Origin of the sequence: Variovorax boronicumulans (assembly GCF_040544675.1) — a bacterium.
GTDB lineage: Bacteria > Pseudomonadota > Gammaproteobacteria > Burkholderiales > Burkholderiaceae_C > Variovorax > Variovorax boronicumulans_D.
In genome coordinates, this window is sequence record NZ_JBEPKK010000008.1 from 192,717 (window position 1) to 209,875 (window position 17,159).

14 protein-coding genes are annotated in these 17,159 nt (G+C 67.3%); 1 reads left to right on the forward strand and 13 read right to left on the reverse strand.

The features are described from left to right. Window positions 1-3: 3 nt before the first annotated feature. Genes ABIC90_RS16290 through ABIC90_RS16325 form a run of 8 tightly spaced genes read right to left on the reverse strand, consistent with a single transcriptional unit; the run spans window position 4 to window position 10,602 of the window. A complete protein-coding gene (locus ABIC90_RS16290) occupies window positions 4-1,257 on the reverse strand; it encodes an SDR family NAD(P)-dependent oxidoreductase (protein ID WP_354355665.1) in 1,254 nt (417 codons plus the stop codon). Continuing rightward, window positions 1,254-2,426 carry a thiolase family protein gene (locus tag ABIC90_RS16295; RefSeq protein ID WP_354355667.1) on the reverse strand — a complete coding sequence of 391 codons (1,173 nt, stop codon included), beginning with the start codon at window positions 2,424-2,426 and terminating at the stop codon, window positions 1,254-1,256. The genes ABIC90_RS16290 and ABIC90_RS16295 overlap by 4 nt, the downstream gene beginning before the upstream one ends. Continuing rightward, window positions 2,423-4,057 carry an AMP-binding protein gene (locus ABIC90_RS16300; RefSeq protein ID WP_354355669.1) on the reverse strand — a complete coding sequence of 545 codons (1,635 nt, stop codon included), beginning with the start codon at window positions 4,055-4,057 and terminating at the stop codon, window positions 2,423-2,425. The genes ABIC90_RS16295 and ABIC90_RS16300 overlap by 4 nt, the downstream gene beginning before the upstream one ends. A 7-nt stretch (window positions 4,058-4,064) precedes the next feature. Next, entirely contained in the window at window positions 4,065-4,553 is a 489-nt protein-coding gene (locus ABIC90_RS16305) for an aromatic-ring-hydroxylating dioxygenase subunit beta (protein ID WP_354355671.1), read from the reverse strand. Next, window positions 4,553-5,866 carry an aromatic ring-hydroxylating dioxygenase subunit alpha gene (locus ABIC90_RS16310; RefSeq protein WP_354355673.1) on the reverse strand — a complete coding sequence of 438 codons (1,314 nt, stop codon included), beginning with the start codon at window positions 5,864-5,866 and terminating at the stop codon, window positions 4,553-4,555. The genes ABIC90_RS16305 and ABIC90_RS16310 overlap by 1 nt, the downstream gene beginning before the upstream one ends. Before the next feature lie 16 nt (window positions 5,867-5,882). Then, window positions 5,883-6,875, reverse strand: coding sequence for a PDR/VanB family oxidoreductase (locus ABIC90_RS16315; RefSeq protein WP_354355675.1), 993 nt, complete (start codon window positions 6,873-6,875; stop codon window positions 5,883-5,885). Between the two features lie 18 nt (window positions 6,876-6,893). Then, window positions 6,894-8,405: an indolepyruvate oxidoreductase subunit beta family protein gene (locus ABIC90_RS16320; RefSeq protein WP_354355677.1), complete on the reverse strand. Its 1,512-nt coding sequence runs from the start codon at window positions 8,403-8,405 to the stop codon at window positions 6,894-6,896. A gap of 4 nt (window positions 8,406-8,409) precedes the next feature. Further along, entirely contained in the window at window positions 8,410-10,602 is a 2,193-nt protein-coding gene (locus tag ABIC90_RS16325; RefSeq protein WP_354355679.1) for an indolepyruvate ferredoxin oxidoreductase subunit alpha, read from the reverse strand. Window positions 10,603-10,746: 144 nt separating this feature from the next. Here ABIC90_RS16325 and ABIC90_RS16330 point away from each other — a divergent pair, with 144 nt between their 5' ends. Further along, window positions 10,747-11,229 (forward strand): MarR family winged helix-turn-helix transcriptional regulator, encoded by a 483-nt coding sequence (locus ABIC90_RS16330; protein WP_354355681.1) that lies wholly within the window; start codon window positions 10,747-10,749, stop codon window positions 11,227-11,229. A 25-nt stretch (window positions 11,230-11,254) separates the two neighbouring features. Here the strand turns inward: ABIC90_RS16330 and ABIC90_RS16335 are convergent, their stop codons facing one another. The 5 genes from ABIC90_RS16335 to ABIC90_RS16355 all read right to left on the reverse strand — a co-directional run bounded on the left by ABIC90_RS16335 (window position 11,255) and on the right by ABIC90_RS16355 (window position 17,142). Continuing rightward, window positions 11,255-12,133 (reverse strand): quinone oxidoreductase family protein, encoded by an 879-nt coding sequence (locus ABIC90_RS16335; RefSeq protein WP_354355683.1) that lies wholly within the window; start codon window positions 12,131-12,133, stop codon window positions 11,255-11,257. Beyond that, window positions 12,130-12,933, reverse strand: a complete 804-nt coding sequence (locus ABIC90_RS16340; protein WP_354355685.1) for an alpha/beta fold hydrolase — start codon at window positions 12,931-12,933, stop codon at window positions 12,130-12,132. The genes ABIC90_RS16335 and ABIC90_RS16340 overlap by 4 nt, the downstream gene beginning before the upstream one ends. After that, window positions 12,930-13,934: a 3-hydroxybutyryl-CoA dehydrogenase gene (locus ABIC90_RS16345; RefSeq protein WP_354355687.1), complete on the reverse strand. Its 1,005-nt coding sequence runs from the start codon at window positions 13,932-13,934 to the stop codon at window positions 12,930-12,932. The genes ABIC90_RS16340 and ABIC90_RS16345 overlap by 4 nt, the downstream gene beginning before the upstream one ends. Continuing rightward, window positions 13,924-14,997 carry an NAD/NADP-dependent octopine/nopaline dehydrogenase family protein gene (locus ABIC90_RS16350; protein ID WP_354355689.1) on the reverse strand — a complete coding sequence of 358 codons (1,074 nt, stop codon included), beginning with the start codon at window positions 14,995-14,997 and terminating at the stop codon, window positions 13,924-13,926. Before ABIC90_RS16350 ends, ABIC90_RS16345 begins: the two co-directional genes overlap by 11 nt. Window positions 14,998-15,210: 213 nt before the next feature. Then, entirely contained in the window at window positions 15,211-17,142 is a 1,932-nt protein-coding gene (locus ABIC90_RS16355) for a DEAD/DEAH box helicase (protein ID WP_354355691.1), read from the reverse strand. Window positions 17,143-17,159 lie beyond the last annotated feature (17 nt).

Consider the following 17,159-nt stretch of genomic DNA (forward strand, 5'->3'; position numbering starts at 1 on the left):
TCTTCAGCCGCCAGCCGCGAGTTCGCGCTCGAGCACCTTCGGGTTGTCGCGCCAGCGCTCCAGCCACTCCTGCGCCACGTCGCCCGGGTAGACGTCTTCGACACCGTCGCGCAGCGCCTTGACGATGGCGTTGGCCAGCGCGGCGGGCGCCAGCTTGGGCGGCGGCGTGTGCTGGTTCCATTCGTCGTCGATGGGACCGGGGAACACGTTGATCACGCGGATGCCGGCCGGCCGCATCTCGGCGCGCAGGCACTGCGCAAGCGAATGCGCCGCGGCCTTCGAGGCGCTGAAGGTGCCGTGCGGCGGGAAGTTGCTGAGCGCGTAGATCGACAGCAGGTTGACCCACGCGGTCGCGCCCGTTACGCCATCGGCCGAGCGGCCCTTGAGTGCGGGGCCGAACTCCTGCGCCAGGCGCAGCAGGCCGAAGTAGTTGATGTCCATCTCGGCCTTGGCCACATCCGTGCCGCGGCGCGCGCCGATGCCGAAGGTGCGGTGCACCTCGGCGTTGTTGATCACGATGTCCACCTTGCCGCCGATGGAGCCCGCGAGTTCGGTCACCTGCCGGCCGTTGGTGAGATCCAGCGGCACCAGCGTGACCTGCGGCAGTGCCGAGATGTCGTCCAGGCCGTCGCCCATCTTCTTCCAGGGCTCGGCGTGGCCGACCCAGACGATGTCGGCGCCGGCCTTCACCAGTGCGCGCACTATCGCCTGGCCGGTTTCGGTCTTGCCGTCGGTCACCAGCGCCTTGCGGAACTTGGGGTCGCTGGTCATTTCACGCAGCATCTTGTCGTCGGCCATATGGGCACTCCCTTCATTCGGAAAACCAATGAGAACGGCCTGGCCCGCGCGGTCGAGCCGGGCGCCGACACGCACGCGCGTGGGCGCATCGCCAACCTCGCCGTGCAGGTGGACCATGAGCGTCGGGCCGACGTCGAGATGCACCAAGCCCAGGCGCCAGGGCAGCCGTTCGCGAAAGAACAGGTCGTTGCTGTGGTGCAGCGTGGTGCTGCCGAGCAATTCGCCCCCGCCGCTCTGCGCGCGCCAGCGCAGCGACGCCGACAGGCACTTGTGGCAGACCTCGCGCGGCGGGTACTGCACGGTGCCGCAGTCTTCGCAGGTCTGCAGTTCAAAGCGGCCTTCTGCGGCGGCGGCCGTGAGGCCGAGCGCGACGCGGCCGCGCGCGCCGGGTGGCAGGTTCATCTGCCGGGTGCGCAGCACCGGGTTCTTGCGCGGGGGGCGCATCATCGGCATGGTCATGCGGATCTCCCGAGGATGACGGCGCCTGTGCAGAGACAGCGGTCGTAGGTCACCATGCCGAAGCCTGCGACGAGGCCCAGTTGCGCGTCGGGCACCGCACGTGGACCGGCTTGATCGGTCAGTTGCCGGATCGCCTCGACCATGCCGAGGAAGCCGCCCGCCGCACCCGCCTGACCTGCCGAGAGCTGCCCGCCACTGGTGTTGTTCGGAAAGCTGCCGTCGAAGGTCATGGTGTGCGACTGCACGAAGGCCGGTCCTTCGCCTTTTTCGCAGAAGCCCAGGTCTTCGAATTGCATCATCGCGATGACGGGATAGTCGTCGTAGGTCTGAACGAAATCCAACGCGGTGGGTTGCACGCCGGCCTGCGCGTACAGGTCGTCGCGGTCCTTGCGCCAGCCGCCCTGCACCATCACCGGGTCTTCGGCGTAGGCGTTGTGGCGTTCGATGGCGCCGCGGATCACCACGTGCGCCAGGCCCAGGTCGCGTGCGCGCTCCTCGCTCATCACCAGGAAGGCTTCGGCGCCGGCGCAGGGCATCACGCAGTCGAAGAGATGGATCGGGTCGGAGATGGGGCGCGCGGCCATGTACTCCTCCAGCGTCAGCGCCTTCTTGAACATCGCGTTCGGGTTGCCGAGCGCGTTGGTGCGCTGGTCCACGCAGATGCGGCCGAAGTCCTCGCGCGTGGCGCCGTAGATGCGCATGTAGTTGGCGGTGATGAAGGCGAAGATCGAGTTCGGCCCGCCCGAGCCGTAGGGATAGCTCGCATCGCGCGCGAAGTTGCTGAAGCTGCCGAGCGTCTGGCGGAACGAGTCGACGTGGTTGGTGTCGGCGCCCACGCAGGCGACGATGTCGGCATCGCCCGCCTGCACCGCACGCGCGGCACGGCGCAGGCACATCACGCCCGAAGCGCCACCGGTCGGCACATGGTCGAGCCAGCGCGGCGACAGGCCCAGGTGCTGCGTGACGCCCACGGCCGTGTCGGGCGCGAGCGAAAAGCTGCTCAGGCACAGGCCGTCGATCTGTTCCTTCGGCACGCCGCTGGCCTGCACCAGCGCCTCGACGGCCTGGCCGATGAACCAGTGCGCGGTGCGCGTGGAGTAGCGCACGTAGGGCACGGTGACCGGCACGGCCACAGCGACGCCTTCGTAGGCGAGTCGGTTGCGGGTCATGCCTGTCCCACCTGTCTCTTCTTCATCGCACGTGTGTCGATGCAGTGGCCCTGCCCCGGCAGCGACTGCGCCATCTCGCGCAGCTGGCCGCGCTGGATCTTCTGCGACGGCGTGAGCGGCAGTGCATCGACGAAGGCGACGTAGCCCGGCGCCTTGTAGTAAGCCAGTTGCGCGAGCGCATGCTGGACGATGCTGGCGGCGATCTGTTCGCGGTGCGATGCGTCAGTACCTTCGCGCATCACGATGCAGGCCAGCACTTCGTCGCCACGCACCGCATCGGGCGTGGCGGCCACGGCCGATGTCTTCACGGCCGGATGCTGGTTGAGCACGCTCTCGACCTCGACGGCCGAGATGTTCTCGCCGCTGCGGCGGATCACGTTCTTCTTGCGGTCCACGAAGAAGAAGTTGCCCTCGGCATCGCGGCGCACCAGGTCACCGGTGTGGAACCAGCCATCGGACCAGGCTTCGCGCGTGGCTTCCTCGTCCTTCAGGTAGCCGGAGAAAAAGTAGCGCCGGGGATCGTCGCCGGTGGAACGCACGAGCAGTTCGCCCGGGGCATCGATGCCGACCTCGCTGCCGTCTTCGCCGACGAGGCGGATCTGCACGAAATCTTCCTGGCGGCCGAAGCAGCTGGTGCCCACGAGGCGAGGCTCGCGGTTGGCCATGATGCAGGCGGCAGCGCCGGTCTCGGTCATGGCCCAGGCCTCGACCAGGGGGAAGCCGAAGCGCTCCTCGAAGGGAGCGTGGTTCTTGCGGTCTACACCGGCGCCGAAGCCCCAGCGGATCGCGTGGTCGCGGTCGGCAGCCGATGCGGGCGCCGACAACAGCATCGCCGGCATCACGCCGAGGTAATGCACGATGGTCGCGCCGCTTTCGCGGGCGCTCGCCAGCCAGGTCTTCGGATGGAAGCGGTCAAGCTGCACCAGGCAGCCGCCCGCCACCAGCACCACCATGGTGGAGAACGCCATCGCGTTCATGTGGTTGAGCGGCAGCGGCGTGATGACGCGCTCGGTGTCGGGACGGATGCTGCACACGCCGTCGAGCGCGGCGTACCACTCGCCCGCGCGCAGGAAGTACGCGTTGCTCAGGATGCAGCCCTTGGGGCGCCCGGTGGTGCCCGAGGTGTAGAGCAGGCCGCATTCGGTATCGCCACCGATGGGCTCGTGGGCGCGGGGTGCGGCGCTCTTCGCGCTGGGCACTGCGTCGTCGGGGCCCATGGTCTCGAAGGGCACGCCGGCTTGCGCCGCGGCAGCGTGCAGGTCGGTGGCGCGCTCCGGCAGCGTGACGGCCAGGCCGATCTCGCTGTGGCCGATCAGGTAGACCAGTTCGGCCGAACGCATCTCCGCGTTGATCGGCACCACGCTCACGCCCAGCGCATTGAGCGCGAACCAATGAAAGAGAAACGCAGGCCGGTTCTCCAGCAGCAGACCGACGCGGTGGCCGTGCCCGTAGCCGGCTTGCGCATAGGCCGCTCGCAAGCGCTCGACCTTTGTCGCAGCCTCGCCCCAGCGAATGGCGCCGGCGGCGACGCCGTATGCGGTGGCTGTCACCGTTTCGGTGAACAGGAACTCGGCCTGCGGCGTGCGCTCGGCCGTCGCCGCGAAGACTTGATGGACGGTGGTGTGTGGCATCACGTCCCTAGATGAAAAGCTGCACGGCGAGAAGCGCCGCATCGCAGTTGAGCAGGTTGACCCGCTTGAGCGTCATGCGCAGTGCGCCGTCCTGCACGGTGAGGTGATGGAAGAACGTGCCCACGTAGAACTGCAGCTCGTCGCCCTGCGACTCGGTGTAGTGGAAGCTGGTGCGCACCACGAAGCGGTTGCCCTCGGCATCGAAGGTCTCGACCACCGGCACCTGCAGCAGATGGTGGCAGCGGCTCGGCGGCTGCTGCGAGAACGCGCGCGGGCTCTTCAGGCGCTCGATGCGCAGGTCGCGCAGTAGCTTGTCTTCGTAGAGGTGCGAGGTGTGGTTGAGGCCGTCTTCCTGGTCGGGCACCAGCGGCACCCAGTAGAAGGCGTCGTCGGTGAAGAGCGCGTTCCACTCTTCGTAGCGGCGGGTGTCGAGCAGGTGCGCCTCGTTCACGACGAAGTCGATCAGGTCCTGGCGGGTGATGTCCGAGGCCGTCATCACATCGTCTCCGTCATGCGTTCGACCCAGCTGCGGTACTGGTTGCGCATCGGCAGTTCGTTGGTGCCGCCGGTGGTGATCTCGCCGCCTTTCAGCTCCGACGGGTCGTAGTCGCGGTGCAGGCTCACCCACTCGTTGCCGCTCGCGTGCAGCCCGGCCTGCATGCCGCGATAGGCCTGCAGGTCGTCGTGGCCCACCACCGAGAACGGGGAGTTGATGAGGCGGTTGTACATGGTGGTGCGCTGCAGCAGCTCGGGCGGCGCGCCCTTCAGGCGAAAGGTCCAGCTCTCGATCAGCGTCCTGTCCGCCGAGATCGGCTTGACCACACGAATGGCCTGGATCGCACCCTTGATCGTGAGGTTCGGGTAGTACACCGTGTTGTGCCGCGCCATGCCGAGGATCTGCGCGGTCTTCTCTTCGCCGTAGCGCGCCTTCATGGCGTCGTCGTATGCGGGGATCGCCTTGTACTTGCTGTGGATGCTGAAGTGCACGCCGGTGAAGCTGTGGCCGTGGTCATAGGTGCGGATTCCCATGTCCTCGAAGAACTTGTAGTCGGACATGAAGGGCACGAACTGCTCCACCGCCATCGGCTTGGGTTCGTCGGCAGGCTTGTCGGCCCACATGCGCTTCGCGGTGCCCGCCGATGACTCGTGCGCCACCATGGGATGCATGGTGTCGTTGAGGTTCTCTACGAACATCTTCCAGTTGCACTGGTGCATGAAACGCAGGCACCCGCCGGCGATTTCGAGTTCGCCTTCGGGCGAGCGGTCGGCCATGTTGTCGATGGAGCTGAGCGAATCGCCGAAGTACGCCTCGAAGTCGGGGCCCGCGTCGTTGATCTTCACGAAGATGAAGCCGCGGTGGCTGCGCACATGCTTCAAGGTCGTCAGGCCCTTGGCCGATTCGCATTCATGCAGCGCGGTGTTCTCGTAACCGGTCTTCAGCGGGATTGCCAGCAGCGAACCATCGGTCTTGAAGGTCCACGCGTGGTAAGGGCAGCGGAAGAACTTGCCGGTGTTGCCGCAGGGCGCGCTCACGAGGCGCGAGCCCTTGTGGGCGCAGCGGTTCATCATCGCGCGCACGCTGCCGTCGGTGTGGCGCACCACGATCAGCGGACGGCCGGCGATTTCGTTGCTGATCCAGTCGCCGGGCTTGGGCAGTTGGCTCTCGTGGCCGACGTAGTTCCAGGTGTTGGCGAAGAAGTGCTCCTGCTCCAGCTCGAAGAGCTCCTGGCTGGTGTACAGGTCGCGGTGCACGCGGTCGTTCTGCACAAGCGCGCGGACGGCATCCGGGTTGTCTTTGTACGAAGGCATGTTTCTCCTGGCTCCTTCAGATGTCGAGCACCAGGCGCGCACCCTTGGCGCGCGAGATGCAGATCTGCATGACATTGCCCGCCGCCTTCTCACGCGCGGTCAATACGTAGTCGCGGTGTTCGATCTCGCCTTCGATCACGGGCACGGCGCACACGCCGCATTCGCCGCGCTTGCAGTCGAACATCGGGTCGCAGCCGTTGTCGATGAGGCAATCGAGGATGCTCTGGTCGGCCGCCACGGTGAAGCGCTGGCCCGACTGGGCGAGTTCGACCTCGAAGGGCTGGTCACCCGCTTCCGCGACCGGCTCGGTGAAGAGTTCGAAGTGCACGCGGTCATGGTCCCAACCGCGTGCCTGGGTGCGGGCGAGCACCGCGTCGAGCATGACCTTGGGGCCGCAGACGTAGAGGCGGTCGCCGGCCGGTACATCGTCGAGCAGTGCGTCGATGTCCAGCGGTGCGCCGGCCTCGGCGTCGGCGTGCACGCGCAGGTCGTCGCGGAGCAGCGTCTGCAGCTCGGGCAGGAAAGCCATCAGCTCGCGGCTGCGGCCGGCGTAGTGCATGCGCACCGGGGCCTGTTCGGCGCGGCGGCGCGCGGCCATGGTGGCGAGCGGCGTGACGCCGATGCCGCCGGCCACCAGCACCGAGCCGCCGGGGCCGGTGTGCAGCGGGAAGTCGTTCTTCGGCGCTTCGATGGCGAGCGTGTCGCCCTCGCCGAGTCCTTCGTGCATGAAGCGCGATCCGCCGCGGCCTTCGGCCTCCTTGCGCACGGCGATCACGTATTCGGTGGGTGCATTGGTGGCGTTGCGCGCGGTCGCGAAGTTGATCAGCGAGTAATGGCGCCAGTCGGTCTTGCCGTCGGGCAGCGTCACCTGTACGCGGATGTGGGCGCCGGCCGCGAAGCCGGGCAGCGGCCGGCCGTCTTCGGCGCGCAGGCGCAGCATGCGGATCAGCGGATTGAGTTGGCGCGCTTCGGCAACGCGAAGCTGGAGCGTGGCGGCGGGAGCGGTCATGGTGCGTCCGTTGTCTCTTCAGGCCAGTGCGTGCTGCGCCAGTGCGGCTTGCAGCTTGTGACCGTGTTCGTCGGCAAGCGCCGCATCGCGCAGCTCGCGCAAGGTGGCGGGGGCGAGTTGCGCACCGGCGCGCTCGACGGCGCGCATCACGGTGTCGTAGTTGCGGATGCCGCGCTCGTGCGTGTCGCTGTAGCCTTTGACCAGGCGCTGGCACTGCGCGAGTTCCACCGCCAGTTCGGGGTTGCGCTGCGCGGTGGCGGCGATGCGCCGCAGCCATTCCTCGATGCGGCGGTTTTCTTCGGCGTAGCGCATCGTCGAACGGCGCCAGCGCTTCATGGCGGCGACCGTGCGCAGCATCAGGTAACCGCGCAGCGAACTGGTCTGGATCACGCGGCCGTGCTGCGTGAAGCGCTCGACGAGCTTCTTCGGCAGCGTGGAACCCATCAGCCAGCGGCCGATGCCCCCCGGCAGCGTCTCGCAGATTTCCTGCAGGCGCGGGTGCATGTATTCGTTGATTGCCAGCACCTGGCCGGGCTGCACGCGGGCTTCGCCGCGCACGCGCTCGAAGCGGGTGGCTCGGGTCTTGAGGGCCGCCACGCGGGCGGTGTCTTCGTAGGACATCCAAAGCGCGAGGTGTCGCGCGGTTTCGCGCAGCAAGCGGTGCTCGTCGTTGCCGGGCAATGCAGCGATAGTTGACATGCGTTCGAGGTACAGGGCGGCGTAGTCCGTGTCCTGGTAGTCGATGAGGCGGCGCACGCCTTCGAGCAGGAAGTCTTGCGCGGCGAGTGGAAAGTCGCGCTGCGCGCGTTCGACCAGCGCGCGCACAACGGGGTGGCGCGGCTGCGGCACCGGCATTGCGGCGGGCACCTCGGTCGGTGTCTCGCCGTCGTCGCCGGCCTGTGCGCGGGCGAAGGCGCCACCGAAGGCCTTCAGGCTGGGCTTCACGCCCACGCCGCCACGCTCGATGGTCGCTTCGAACTGCGCACGGCTGAACGGCAGCACGCCAGAACCCGCCAATGCGCCGAAGAGCACCGCGCTGATCACGCTGCCCGATGCCTCGGCCGCTTGCGCCATGTCGAAACGGATGAAGCGCTTGGCGGCCTTGGCGGTGTGTGCGAGCAGTTGCGCGCTGTCGACGCGGCCGTCGCCCAGCGCGCTCTTCTCGGCGATGGAGAAAACGCGGTGCGTGGAGGCGATGAGCGTGGTGCGGTCGTTCGTGACCAGCCCGCGCTGCACCGCGCGGCCGGCTTCCATCAATTCAGAAGCCAGAACCACATCGACATCGCCCGGCAACGGCATCAGCGCCAGCACGGGGCGTCCGCCATCGGCATCGGCTTGCGCAATCGGGTAGAGCTCGACGTAGTAGATGGTCGCGCCGGTGCGCTGCGCCACGCCCGGCACCGAAGTGGTCTGGGCCACATAGCCATTGGCCTCGCCCATGTCCACGATCCAGTCGGCCAGCACGCCGCCGCCCTCCCCGCCCATGGCGAGGATCGCGATCTTGATCGGCTGGGCTTTGTTGTTCGCCATGGCTTCAGAAGGCATAGGTTTCGCGGCGGCGCGCTTCGCCGCGTTGCAGCCAGCCGATGACGGCAGAGCGCACCCGCTCGCGCAGCTTGTCCCAGCCACTGGGGTTGCTCACGATCTGCGCCTTGTAGAACGAAGGGCACAGCACGGCGGCATGCGAGACCTCGCCGCACACGCCGCAGCCCACGCAGCTGTCGAGCACGGTCGCGACCGGGTCGGTGCGCAGCGGATCGGGGTTGGGCTTGATGGAGAGCGACGGGCAGCCCGACAGGCGGATGCACGAGTGGTCGCCGGTGCAGGTGTCGGAGTCGACGCCGAACTTCTCGCGCACCATGCGCTTGCCGTCGGCAATGGCCTTGCGCACCAGCGGCTTCTCGCGGCGCTGTTTGTTGAGCATGCACTCCGACTGCGCGATCAGGACCTTGGGGCCCTTCTTCGTGGTGGTGAGTGCTTCCTTGAGCGCATCGCGCATGCCGGCCACGTCGTAGGTGCGGCGCAGCGTCTTGACCCACTCCACGCCAACGCCGCGCACGGCGCGTTCGATCTCATGGCCGGTGCTGCGCGTCTTGTTGACGGCGTTCGACGAGAGGATGTCCTGCCCGCCGGTGGCCGAGGTGTAGTTGTTGTCGACGACGATGGTGAGGTTGTCGCTCTTGTTGAAAACCGAGTTCGCCACGCCGCTGGTGAGGCCGTTGTGCCAGAAGCCGCCGTCGCCCATCATCGAGATGGCGCGTTTGCCCGCTGGCGCATTCAATGCGGAAGCGCCCGCGCCGCCGAGGCCGTAGCCCATGGTGGTGTTGCCGATGTTGAAGGGCGGCAGGATCGAGAACAGATGGCAGCCGATGTCGGCGCTCACGTGGTGCGCACCGAGTTCGCGTTCGACCAGCTTCATCGCGCTGAAGATCGGGCGCTCGGGGCAGCCGGTGCAGAAGCCTGGCGGGCGTGCATGCACGACATCGCCGAGTGCCGTCGATGGGATGCTCGGCTCGGGTGCGGCATCGACGCCGATGGCGGCCACCTCCTTGAGCGGGATCACCTTGCGCACCGCGACGGGCACGGGCAATGGGGCGAGGCGTTCATAGCGCTCGCAGAAGGTGCGTGCGCCCTTGAGCAGTTCGGAGGATGTGTATTCGCCGGCGACCGGCAGCATGTCCTTGCCGTGCAATGCGGTGGTCGAGCCGGCTTGCCGCAGGATGGTCGCGAGGTTCTGCTCGACGAAATTGGGCTGGCCCTCTTCGACGATCATCACCGCGCGCTTGCCTTCGCAGAAGCGGATGACTTCGCTCTCGATGACCGGGTAGGCCACGTTCATCACATACAGCGGCACCTTGGTGTTGCCGTACACGTCGGCCAGGTCGAGCCGCTCCAGCGCGCGCAGCAGCGTGTTGTAGCTGCCGCCCTGCACGATGATGCCGATGTCGTCGGCGTCTTCCGAGAAGAACTCGTTGAGCTGGCGCTCCTCGATGAAACGCACAGCCGCAGGCCAGCGGTCCTTGATCTTCTCCTGCTCGTGCACGAAGCTCGCGGGCGGCAGCACGATGCGGCTCACGTCGCGCTGCGGGTTCTCCAGCGCTTCCTGCAGCGTGAACTTGGCGCGCTTGTTGTCGCCGGCGATGAAGTGGCCGTGCACATGGCAGGCGCGGATGCGCAGCTGCAGCATCACGGGCGTGTTGCTGGCCTCGGAGAGATCGAAGCCCGTCTTCACCGCATCGACGATGCTCGGCAGGTTGGGGCGCGGATCGAGCAGCCAGATCTGTGACTTCATCGCGAACGCATGGCTGCGCTCCTGCATGATCGATGAGCCTTCGCCGTAGTCTTCGCCCACGATGATCAGAGCGCCGCCGGTCACGCCGCCTGAGGCGAGGTTGGCCAGCGCATCCGATGCGACGTTGGTGCCCACGGTGGCCTTGAAGGTGACGGCGCCGCGCAGCGGGTAGTTGACCGAGGCGGCCAGCGTGGCGGCAGCGGTGGCCTCGCTCGCGCTGTTCTCAAAGCGGATGCCCTGCTCGGCAAGGATGTCCTGCGCATCGGCCAGCACGTCCATAAGGTGCGAGATCGGTGCGCCCTGGTAGCCCGCGACGTAGGACACGCCTGATTCCAGCAAGGCCTTGGTGACCGCCAGAATGCCCTCACCGCGAAACACATCTCCGCCAGCAAGCCGCAGCTTCTTGACTTCCTCGACGAACGAACGCTCAGCCATGTGGGTCCTTCTTCTTTCTCGTGGGAGGATGCGCTTCAGGTGCCACATCACGCTTTCTATAATGTTGACAAATGAATGTATCCACAATCATGAATTACCCTAGACATGCAAGCAGCGTGCCCGCGGCTGCCGCGAGGTGCCTTCATGGCTGATCAACCCGTCGAATCGCCACCGCATCGTTTTGTCGACGACTACCTGCCGGCGCTGCTGGCGCAGGCCAGCCAGCTGATCTCTTCCGAATTCCACGAGGTGGCGCGCCAGCAAGGCTTCTCGGTGTCGGAGTGGCGCGTGATGGCCTCGCTGGCGGGCAGCGAAGCGATCAGCATCGGCCAGCTCGCGCAGGTGACGGTGACCAAGCAGCCGACGGTGACGCGCCTCCTGGACCGCATGGAATCGCGCGGCCAGGTGGAGCGGCTGCCCCATGAAAGTGATCGCCGCATCACCCTGGTGCGCATCACGCGCAAGGGTCTCAAGGCGGTTGAGCATCTGATGGAACTGGCGCGCGAGCATGAGCGGCGCGTGCTCGAGCCCTTCGGCCTGCGGCGTGCCGAGGAACTCAAGCAGACGCTGCGGCAGATGATCGACCTGCACGTGCATGTGCCGCTCGAGGAGCCGGAAGAAGACTGAAGCGCCTCGGCTTTTTTGCGCGCGCCTACGGCACCAGCACCGCACGCCCCCGGTGGCCGCGTTGCGCGATCCAGTCGAGCGCAACCGCAGCATCGGCGAGCGCAAAGCTCTGCACGTCGAGATGCAGGCGGCCATCGGCCAGCCGTGCCAGCAAGTCGGGAGCTGCGGCCCTGCCGGCGGCCTCCCGCCTGAACATGTTGAGCGGCAGCAGCGCAACGTCGCGCTGCAGAAAATGCGCGATGTCGAGGTACAGCGCCGGACCCGCGGTGTAGCCGACCAGCACGGCACGGCCTCCGGGTCGCACGGCCGGCAAAGCGGCTGCAAGCACATTGCCGCCGACCGTGTCGACGAGCAGGTCCGCGCTGGCAAGCTCGGGCGGTGCGGCCTTCGGATCGACCGGTGTCGCGGCGCAGCCTGCATCGCGTGCGAGTTGCATCACGAGCGAACCCACGGCGCCGCTTGCACCTGTCACGAGCACTTGCTCTCCAGGCTGCAGCTTTGCGACTTCATGCAAGGCGACCCATGCCGATGTGGTCGGCGAAAAGAACGCCGCACCCAGCGTCATCGGCAGCGCATCGGGCAGCGGGTCGAGCGCTTCATCGGGCGCGTCGATTAGTTCGCACCAGGTGCCGTCGAATAGCGTGCCCAACCCGCTGCCGCGCAGCCATACGCGCTGCCCAGTGGCATACCGCTCGCTCGAGACGACGATGCCGGCGGCCTCCACACCCGGTGTGTAGGGCAAGGGCGGATGCCGCAGGAAACTGCCGCGCCAGACGGTGCGGTCAATGTGGCCGACCGTGGCCGCCTGCATGCGCACGATGGTGCGACCGGGGCGGGCTTCAGGTTCCGCCACCTCCTCCAACACAGGCGCCGCATCGAAGCCGTGGATACGTACGGCTTTCATGGCCGCGTCGAGAGAAAGTCGAGCACCGTTTGCGCGAAGGCTTGCGGCATCTGGTCGGGCAACGGAACCATGCCGCCTTCGATGTCGACGATGCGAGCGTGAGGCAGATGGTGTTTCAGCTCTGCCGCATGAGGCGCGGCGAACGGATCGTCGGTGGCACGGATGATGAGCGTTGGCTGCGTCACGCGGCCGATGCGCTCTTCCATGCGGTACGAGGCCACGGCGCGATGCCCTTCTTCCACGCGATGACCGACTTTCATTGCATCGAGCACGAAGGCTTCGAGCAGATCGGGGCGGCCTGGCGGATAGAAACCCTGGCGCTTCTGCCACAGCGCGGCCAGATGGCTGCCGTCTTCGCTCGGCGCCACCTCGTCGATGGGCGGGCGCTGCGCGCGCGCCGTGCGGAACGCCTCGTCGGTATACGGCGTGGACGACAACACCAGGCTGCGCACCCGATCTGGAAATGCAGCGGCCAGCTCCATCGCGACGACACCGCCTGTGTGATGGCCCACGGCATCGGCGCGCGCGATGTTCAGCGCATCGAGCAGTTCGCACGCCACGCGCGCCCATTGCCCGATGCTCGCGGGCACGCCGCCATCCGCGGAATCACCAAAGCCCGCCGTATCCATCGCAATCGCGCGGTGCCGCACACCGATCAGCGGAAGCACGGCGCGGTACTCGGCCCAGCTGCGCGGCGACTGATGCAGCAGCAGCACGGCCGGCGCATCGGCATCGCCGCAAGTCGCGTAGTGCACCTGCCCCACGGAGAGGTCGGCGAAGGCGCGACGAATCGCCGTCATGAGCGCGTCTCTTCGGCGGCCGCGCGCCACAGCCCCGCGTGCCGCAGTTCGCCGAGCGTGCGCGACAGCACATCGCGCCGGTACGCCGCGATGTCACGGCCCTCGTAGTCGTAGAAGCCGCTGCCGCTCTTGAGACCCAGGCGCCCCTCTTCGACCATGCGATCGACGATGGCCGGCGCGGTGTAGCGCCCCTTGTCGATCGAGGCCGACATCTCGCGGCTCGCGTGATGCAGGATGTCGCAGCCACCGAAGTCGATGAACTCGACCACGCCCAGCGCCGCAAAGCGCAGGCCCAGGCCGTAGCGCGTGGCCTTGTCGATCTCTTCGGCGGTGGCGGCGCCCTCTTCGATCATGCGGGCCGCTTCGTTCATCACCAGTGCCTGCAGCCGCGGCACGATGTACCCCGGCGACGCGCCGCAGACCACCGGCAGCTTGCCGATCTCTTCCATCAGCGCCTTGGTGCGCGCGAGCACGCCGGCATCGGTGCCGGCGTGGCAGCTGAGTTCCACCACAGGAATCACGTAGGCCGGATTGAGCCAGTGCATGTTGAGGAAGCGCTCGGGCAAGCGCACAAGCGCTGCGAGCTGCGTCACGAGGATGCTGCTCGTGGTCGACGTGAGGATCGCGTCGTCGCGGCAATGGCGGTTGAGATGCGCGAAGGCTTCGCGCTTGGCATCCATGGTTTCGGGCACGCCCTCGAACACCAGTTCGGCCGCAGCGAGCGCGTGCGGCGCGGCGGCGGCATCCACGAAGTCCACCCGGGCGGCGATGGATTGGATCTGCGCTTCGGCGATCACGCCGAGTTGCGCAAGGCCGGCGAGGCTGGCCTCGATCTCCGCTTTCGCCTCGTCGCGCAGGCGCAGCCAGGCAGCGTCATCACGCTGGCGCAGGTCGATCAGCGAGATGCGGTGGCCGGCATACGCGAACGCGATCGCAATGCCGCGCCCCATGCGGCCGGCGCCGACGGCGGCGAAGCGGGGCAAGGCGCGCTCATTCGCCATCGTGCAGCCTCTGCCTGAGCTGCGCCGCGCTCAGGTCCGCGAGCCCGAGGCCCTCGAAGGTGCGCGGGCCGTAACGCAGTTCGCGTCCAAGAAAACCGCCAACGATGGCCAGCAGCCCGTGGGCAATGGGCGCATCCACGCCTGCGTGGCGAGCCGCCGAGGCGAGAAACGCGAGCCCGAGCTCGGTGTCCTCGGTGATGTAGCGGTGCGTGTGCAGGTCGATGTTCTCGCGCCAGTCGCCCGACTTGACGAGCTGCTTGTGCGCGTCTCCGTACATCCATTGGTCGTTGTTGTAGTGGTCGGCCAGCGGGTAATGCGGCGCGCCCTGGCCGAAGGCCTCGCGCACCGCCATGCGTTCGCGGTCGAGGCGGTCGGTCACGTCGCGCACGGCGCGCTGGGTGCCTTCGTTGTGGATGTCCCAGCGCTCGAAGTGCTGCAGCGGTGCGGCGTTCATCACCATCAGCGGCGGGTGGATGACGGGGCCGGCGTTCATCAAGGCACCTGAGAGCGCATCGCCGCAGCCATGCACGGCCGGGTAGGCCTCGCGGATCACGGCAATCGCCTCGGCCTCTTTGCGGGCTGGGTAGACGCCGGTCGGCAGCCGGATGGCGCGGATCGTGACGTTGACTTCGCGTTCGCCGTGCTTGCGTGCGAGGTAGGGCAAGGTGCCGGTTTCGGCCCAAGCCACGTCGGCGAGGTTGCCGGCCTGCCTGACCGTGCGTGCCATCACATAGCTGCCGAAGGTGCCCGGCGGCAGGAAGACGACCTGCCCGTCGACCAGATGCGGCGCCATGGCGAGCGCGATGTCGTGCTGGGCGATGGCAGGGGTAGGGACGACGATCAGCTCGGCGCCCTTGAGCGCTACGCCGATGTCGGCAGTGGCCAGCGCCAGCGGGACCTCGCGCGTGCCGTCGGCATCCTTGAGCGTGATCGCGCCGGTTTGCAGGACCGGCTCCAGCGCCGCGGCATCGCGACGCCACAGGCGCACTTCGTGACCGGCTTCGGACAGGTCCGCGGCGGCTGCGTAAGCGCCGTGACCACCGCCAAGAATCGCAATTTTCATATTCGAAGTTTGAAAAGCAGATGTCGATGAACCGGCAGCCGCGGCGCGGACCGGGGAGCAATGCGTCATTACATTACTTTTCATCGATTCAGATGTCAATCAAACTCTGACGCAAAAGCCTCCTCGGAAACCCGCAACGAAAAAGCCCGCGCTTCTTGCGAAGCGCGGGCTTTCTTTTGGGGCAAGGCGGCCGGTTGGCCGCTCTGCAATGGATCAGCGCGTGGGCTTGAACGCACGCTTTTGGGCGTCGCGCGGCACGAAAACCTTGCCCGGGCCGCCATGGCCTGCGCCATTGCCGCGCGGTGCGAAACCTTCGCGCGGAGCGAAGCCTTCACGGGGAGCGAAGCCGCCGTCGCCGCGACCGCCGCCATGGCCGTGGCCACCACGCGGCGCGCTGTCGCCCCAGCCCGGCTTGCGGCCGTAGCCGGCGCCACCGCCGTTGTTGCCGCCGTCGTCACGACCGCCGCCGAAGCCGGCGTTGTTGCCGCCCTGGAAGCCGCGCGGGCCTTGGCCTTGGCTCGGCGCCGGACCGCGTGCGTTGCGGTCGTTGAAGCCGCTGGCGCCGGCATAGCCGCCACCGTTGTTGCCGCGATAGCCACCGCCACCGCCGCCGCCTGCACCGCCGTTGCCGAACTTGCGATCGCGCGACTGGTTGTCGCCACGGCCGCCGCGGTACTCGCCCATCGGGGGACGCGATTGCGGCATGCGCTGTTGCGGCTCAAGGCCGGCAACCACTTCAGCCTTGAACTGCTGGCGGCTGTATTGCTCGATGTCCATGATCTTGCGGCGATCGCGGAACTCGGCAAAGGTGATCGCCAGGCCGTCGCGGCCTGCACGGCCGGTGCGGCCGATGCGGTGGGTGTAGTCCTCGGCCTTCATCGGCAGGCCGAAGTTGAAGACGTGGGTGATGGTCGGCACGTCGATGCCGCGGGCGGCAACGTCGGTGGCCACCAGGATCTGCACCTGGCCTTGACGCAGTGCCATCAGGCGACGGTTGCGCAGGCCCTGGCTCAGGGCGCCGTGCAGCGCCACGGCGCTGAAGCCTTCTTGCTGCAGGTCGTTGGCGAGGCCGTCGCATTCGACTTGCGTGCTGGCGAACACGATCGCCTGGTTGATGCTGGTGTCACGCAGCCAGTGGTCGAGCAGCTTGCGCTTGTGCTGGCTGTTGTCGGCCCAGTACAGCGATTGCTTGATGTTGGCGTGCTTCTCTTGCGGGCTGTCGATGGTGATGCGCTGCGGCTCGCGCATGACGCGCTGGGCCAGTTGCTGGATGCGCGGCGCGAAAGTGGCGCTGAACATCATCGTCTGCTGGCGCTCGATGGTGAGCTGGTTGACTTCGGCCAGGTCGTCGGAGAAGCCCAGGTCGAGCATGCGGTCGGCTTCGTCGACCACCAGGAACTTGACCTGGTCGAGCTTGAGTTGCTGCGAGCGCTGCAGATCGAGCAGTCGGCCGGGCGTGGCAACCACGAGGTCGGCGTTCTGCAGCTTGGCGATCTGCAGTTGGTAAGGCATGCCGCCCACCACGTTGGCGATGCGCAGGCCGCGGCAATGCTTGACCAGTTCGATGGCGTCGTGCGCCACTTGCTGGGCGAGTTCGCGCGTCGGGCACAGGATCAGGGCGCCAGGGGTGGCGGCCTTGAAATGGCGGGTGTTGGTCGGGTCCTTGCGCTTGGGCTTCTTCGGCACGGCTTCGCCGCGGGCAGCGGCTTCGGCGGCCAGGCGCTGGAACTCGGCCTTGGCTTCGGCTTCGGCTTCGGCCTGGCGCTTGAGCAGCGTGTGCAGCACGGGCAGCAGGAAAGCCGCGGTCTTGCCCGAGCCGGTCTGGCTGGAGACCATCAGGTCGACGAAACGGGCCTTGCCGTCCTGGCCGGCTTCACCGCCCATCGCGAGCGGGATCACCTTGTCTTGCACGGTGGTCGGCTGGGTGAAGCCCAGGTCGGCCACGGCGGCGATCAGTTCGGGAGCCAGGCCCAGGCGGACGAAGCCGTTGGGCAGGCTGGGTTCCTGTTCGACCGCGGCAATCTCGGGAGCGGCTGCGTCGAGCGCCTCGAGGATCGGCGCTTCGGACACAGCGGCGATGAATTCGTTGTTGGTAGAGGATTGCACAGGCGCGAACTCGCCCTGCGCTTCAAAAGCGTCGGTCATGTAGATATCAATCTCAA

What these genes read in the sequence shown, in the direction of transcription:
- ABIC90_RS16290 (WP_354355665.1), bottom strand. Translation starts at nt 1,257, where the DNA reads ATGACCATGCCGATGATGCGCCCCCCGCGCAAGAACCCGGTGCTGCGC.
- ABIC90_RS16295 (WP_354355667.1), bottom strand. Translation starts at nt 2,426, where the DNA reads ATGACCCGCAACCGACTCGCCTACGAAGGCGTCGCTGTGGCCGTGCCG.
- ABIC90_RS16300 (WP_354355669.1), bottom strand. Translation starts at nt 4,057, where the DNA reads ATGCCACACACCACCGTCCATCAAGTCTTCGCGGCGACGGCCGAGCGC.
- ABIC90_RS16305 (WP_354355671.1), bottom strand. Translation starts at nt 4,553, where the DNA reads ATGACGGCCTCGGACATCACCCGCCAGGACCTGATCGACTTCGTCGTG.
- ABIC90_RS16310 (WP_354355673.1), bottom strand. Translation starts at nt 5,866, where the DNA reads ATGCCTTCGTACAAAGACAACCCGGATGCCGTCCGCGCGCTTGTGCAG.
- ABIC90_RS16315 (WP_354355675.1), bottom strand. Translation starts at nt 6,875, where the DNA reads ATGACCGCTCCCGCCGCCACGCTCCAGCTTCGCGTTGCCGAAGCGCGC.
- ABIC90_RS16320 (WP_354355677.1), bottom strand. Translation starts at nt 8,405, where the DNA reads ATGGCGAACAACAAAGCCCAGCCGATCAAGATCGCGATCCTCGCCATG.
- ABIC90_RS16325 (WP_354355679.1), bottom strand. Translation starts at nt 10,602, where the DNA reads ATGGCTGAGCGTTCGTTCGTCGAGGAAGTCAAGAAGCTGCGGCTTGCT.
- ABIC90_RS16330 (WP_354355681.1), top strand. Translation starts at nt 10,747, where the DNA reads ATGGCTGATCAACCCGTCGAATCGCCACCGCATCGTTTTGTCGACGAC.
- ABIC90_RS16335 (WP_354355683.1), bottom strand. Translation starts at nt 12,133, where the DNA reads ATGAAAGCCGTACGTATCCACGGCTTCGATGCGGCGCCTGTGTTGGAG.
- ABIC90_RS16340 (WP_354355685.1), bottom strand. Translation starts at nt 12,933, where the DNA reads ATGACGGCGATTCGTCGCGCCTTCGCCGACCTCTCCGTGGGGCAGGTG.
- ABIC90_RS16345 (WP_354355687.1), bottom strand. Translation starts at nt 13,934, where the DNA reads ATGGCGAATGAGCGCGCCTTGCCCCGCTTCGCCGCCGTCGGCGCCGGC.
- ABIC90_RS16350 (WP_354355689.1), bottom strand. Translation starts at nt 14,997, where the DNA reads ATGAAAATTGCGATTCTTGGCGGTGGTCACGGCGCTTACGCAGCCGCC.
- ABIC90_RS16355 (WP_354355691.1), bottom strand. Translation starts at nt 17,142, where the DNA reads ATGACCGACGCTTTTGAAGCGCAGGGCGAGTTCGCGCCTGTGCAATCC.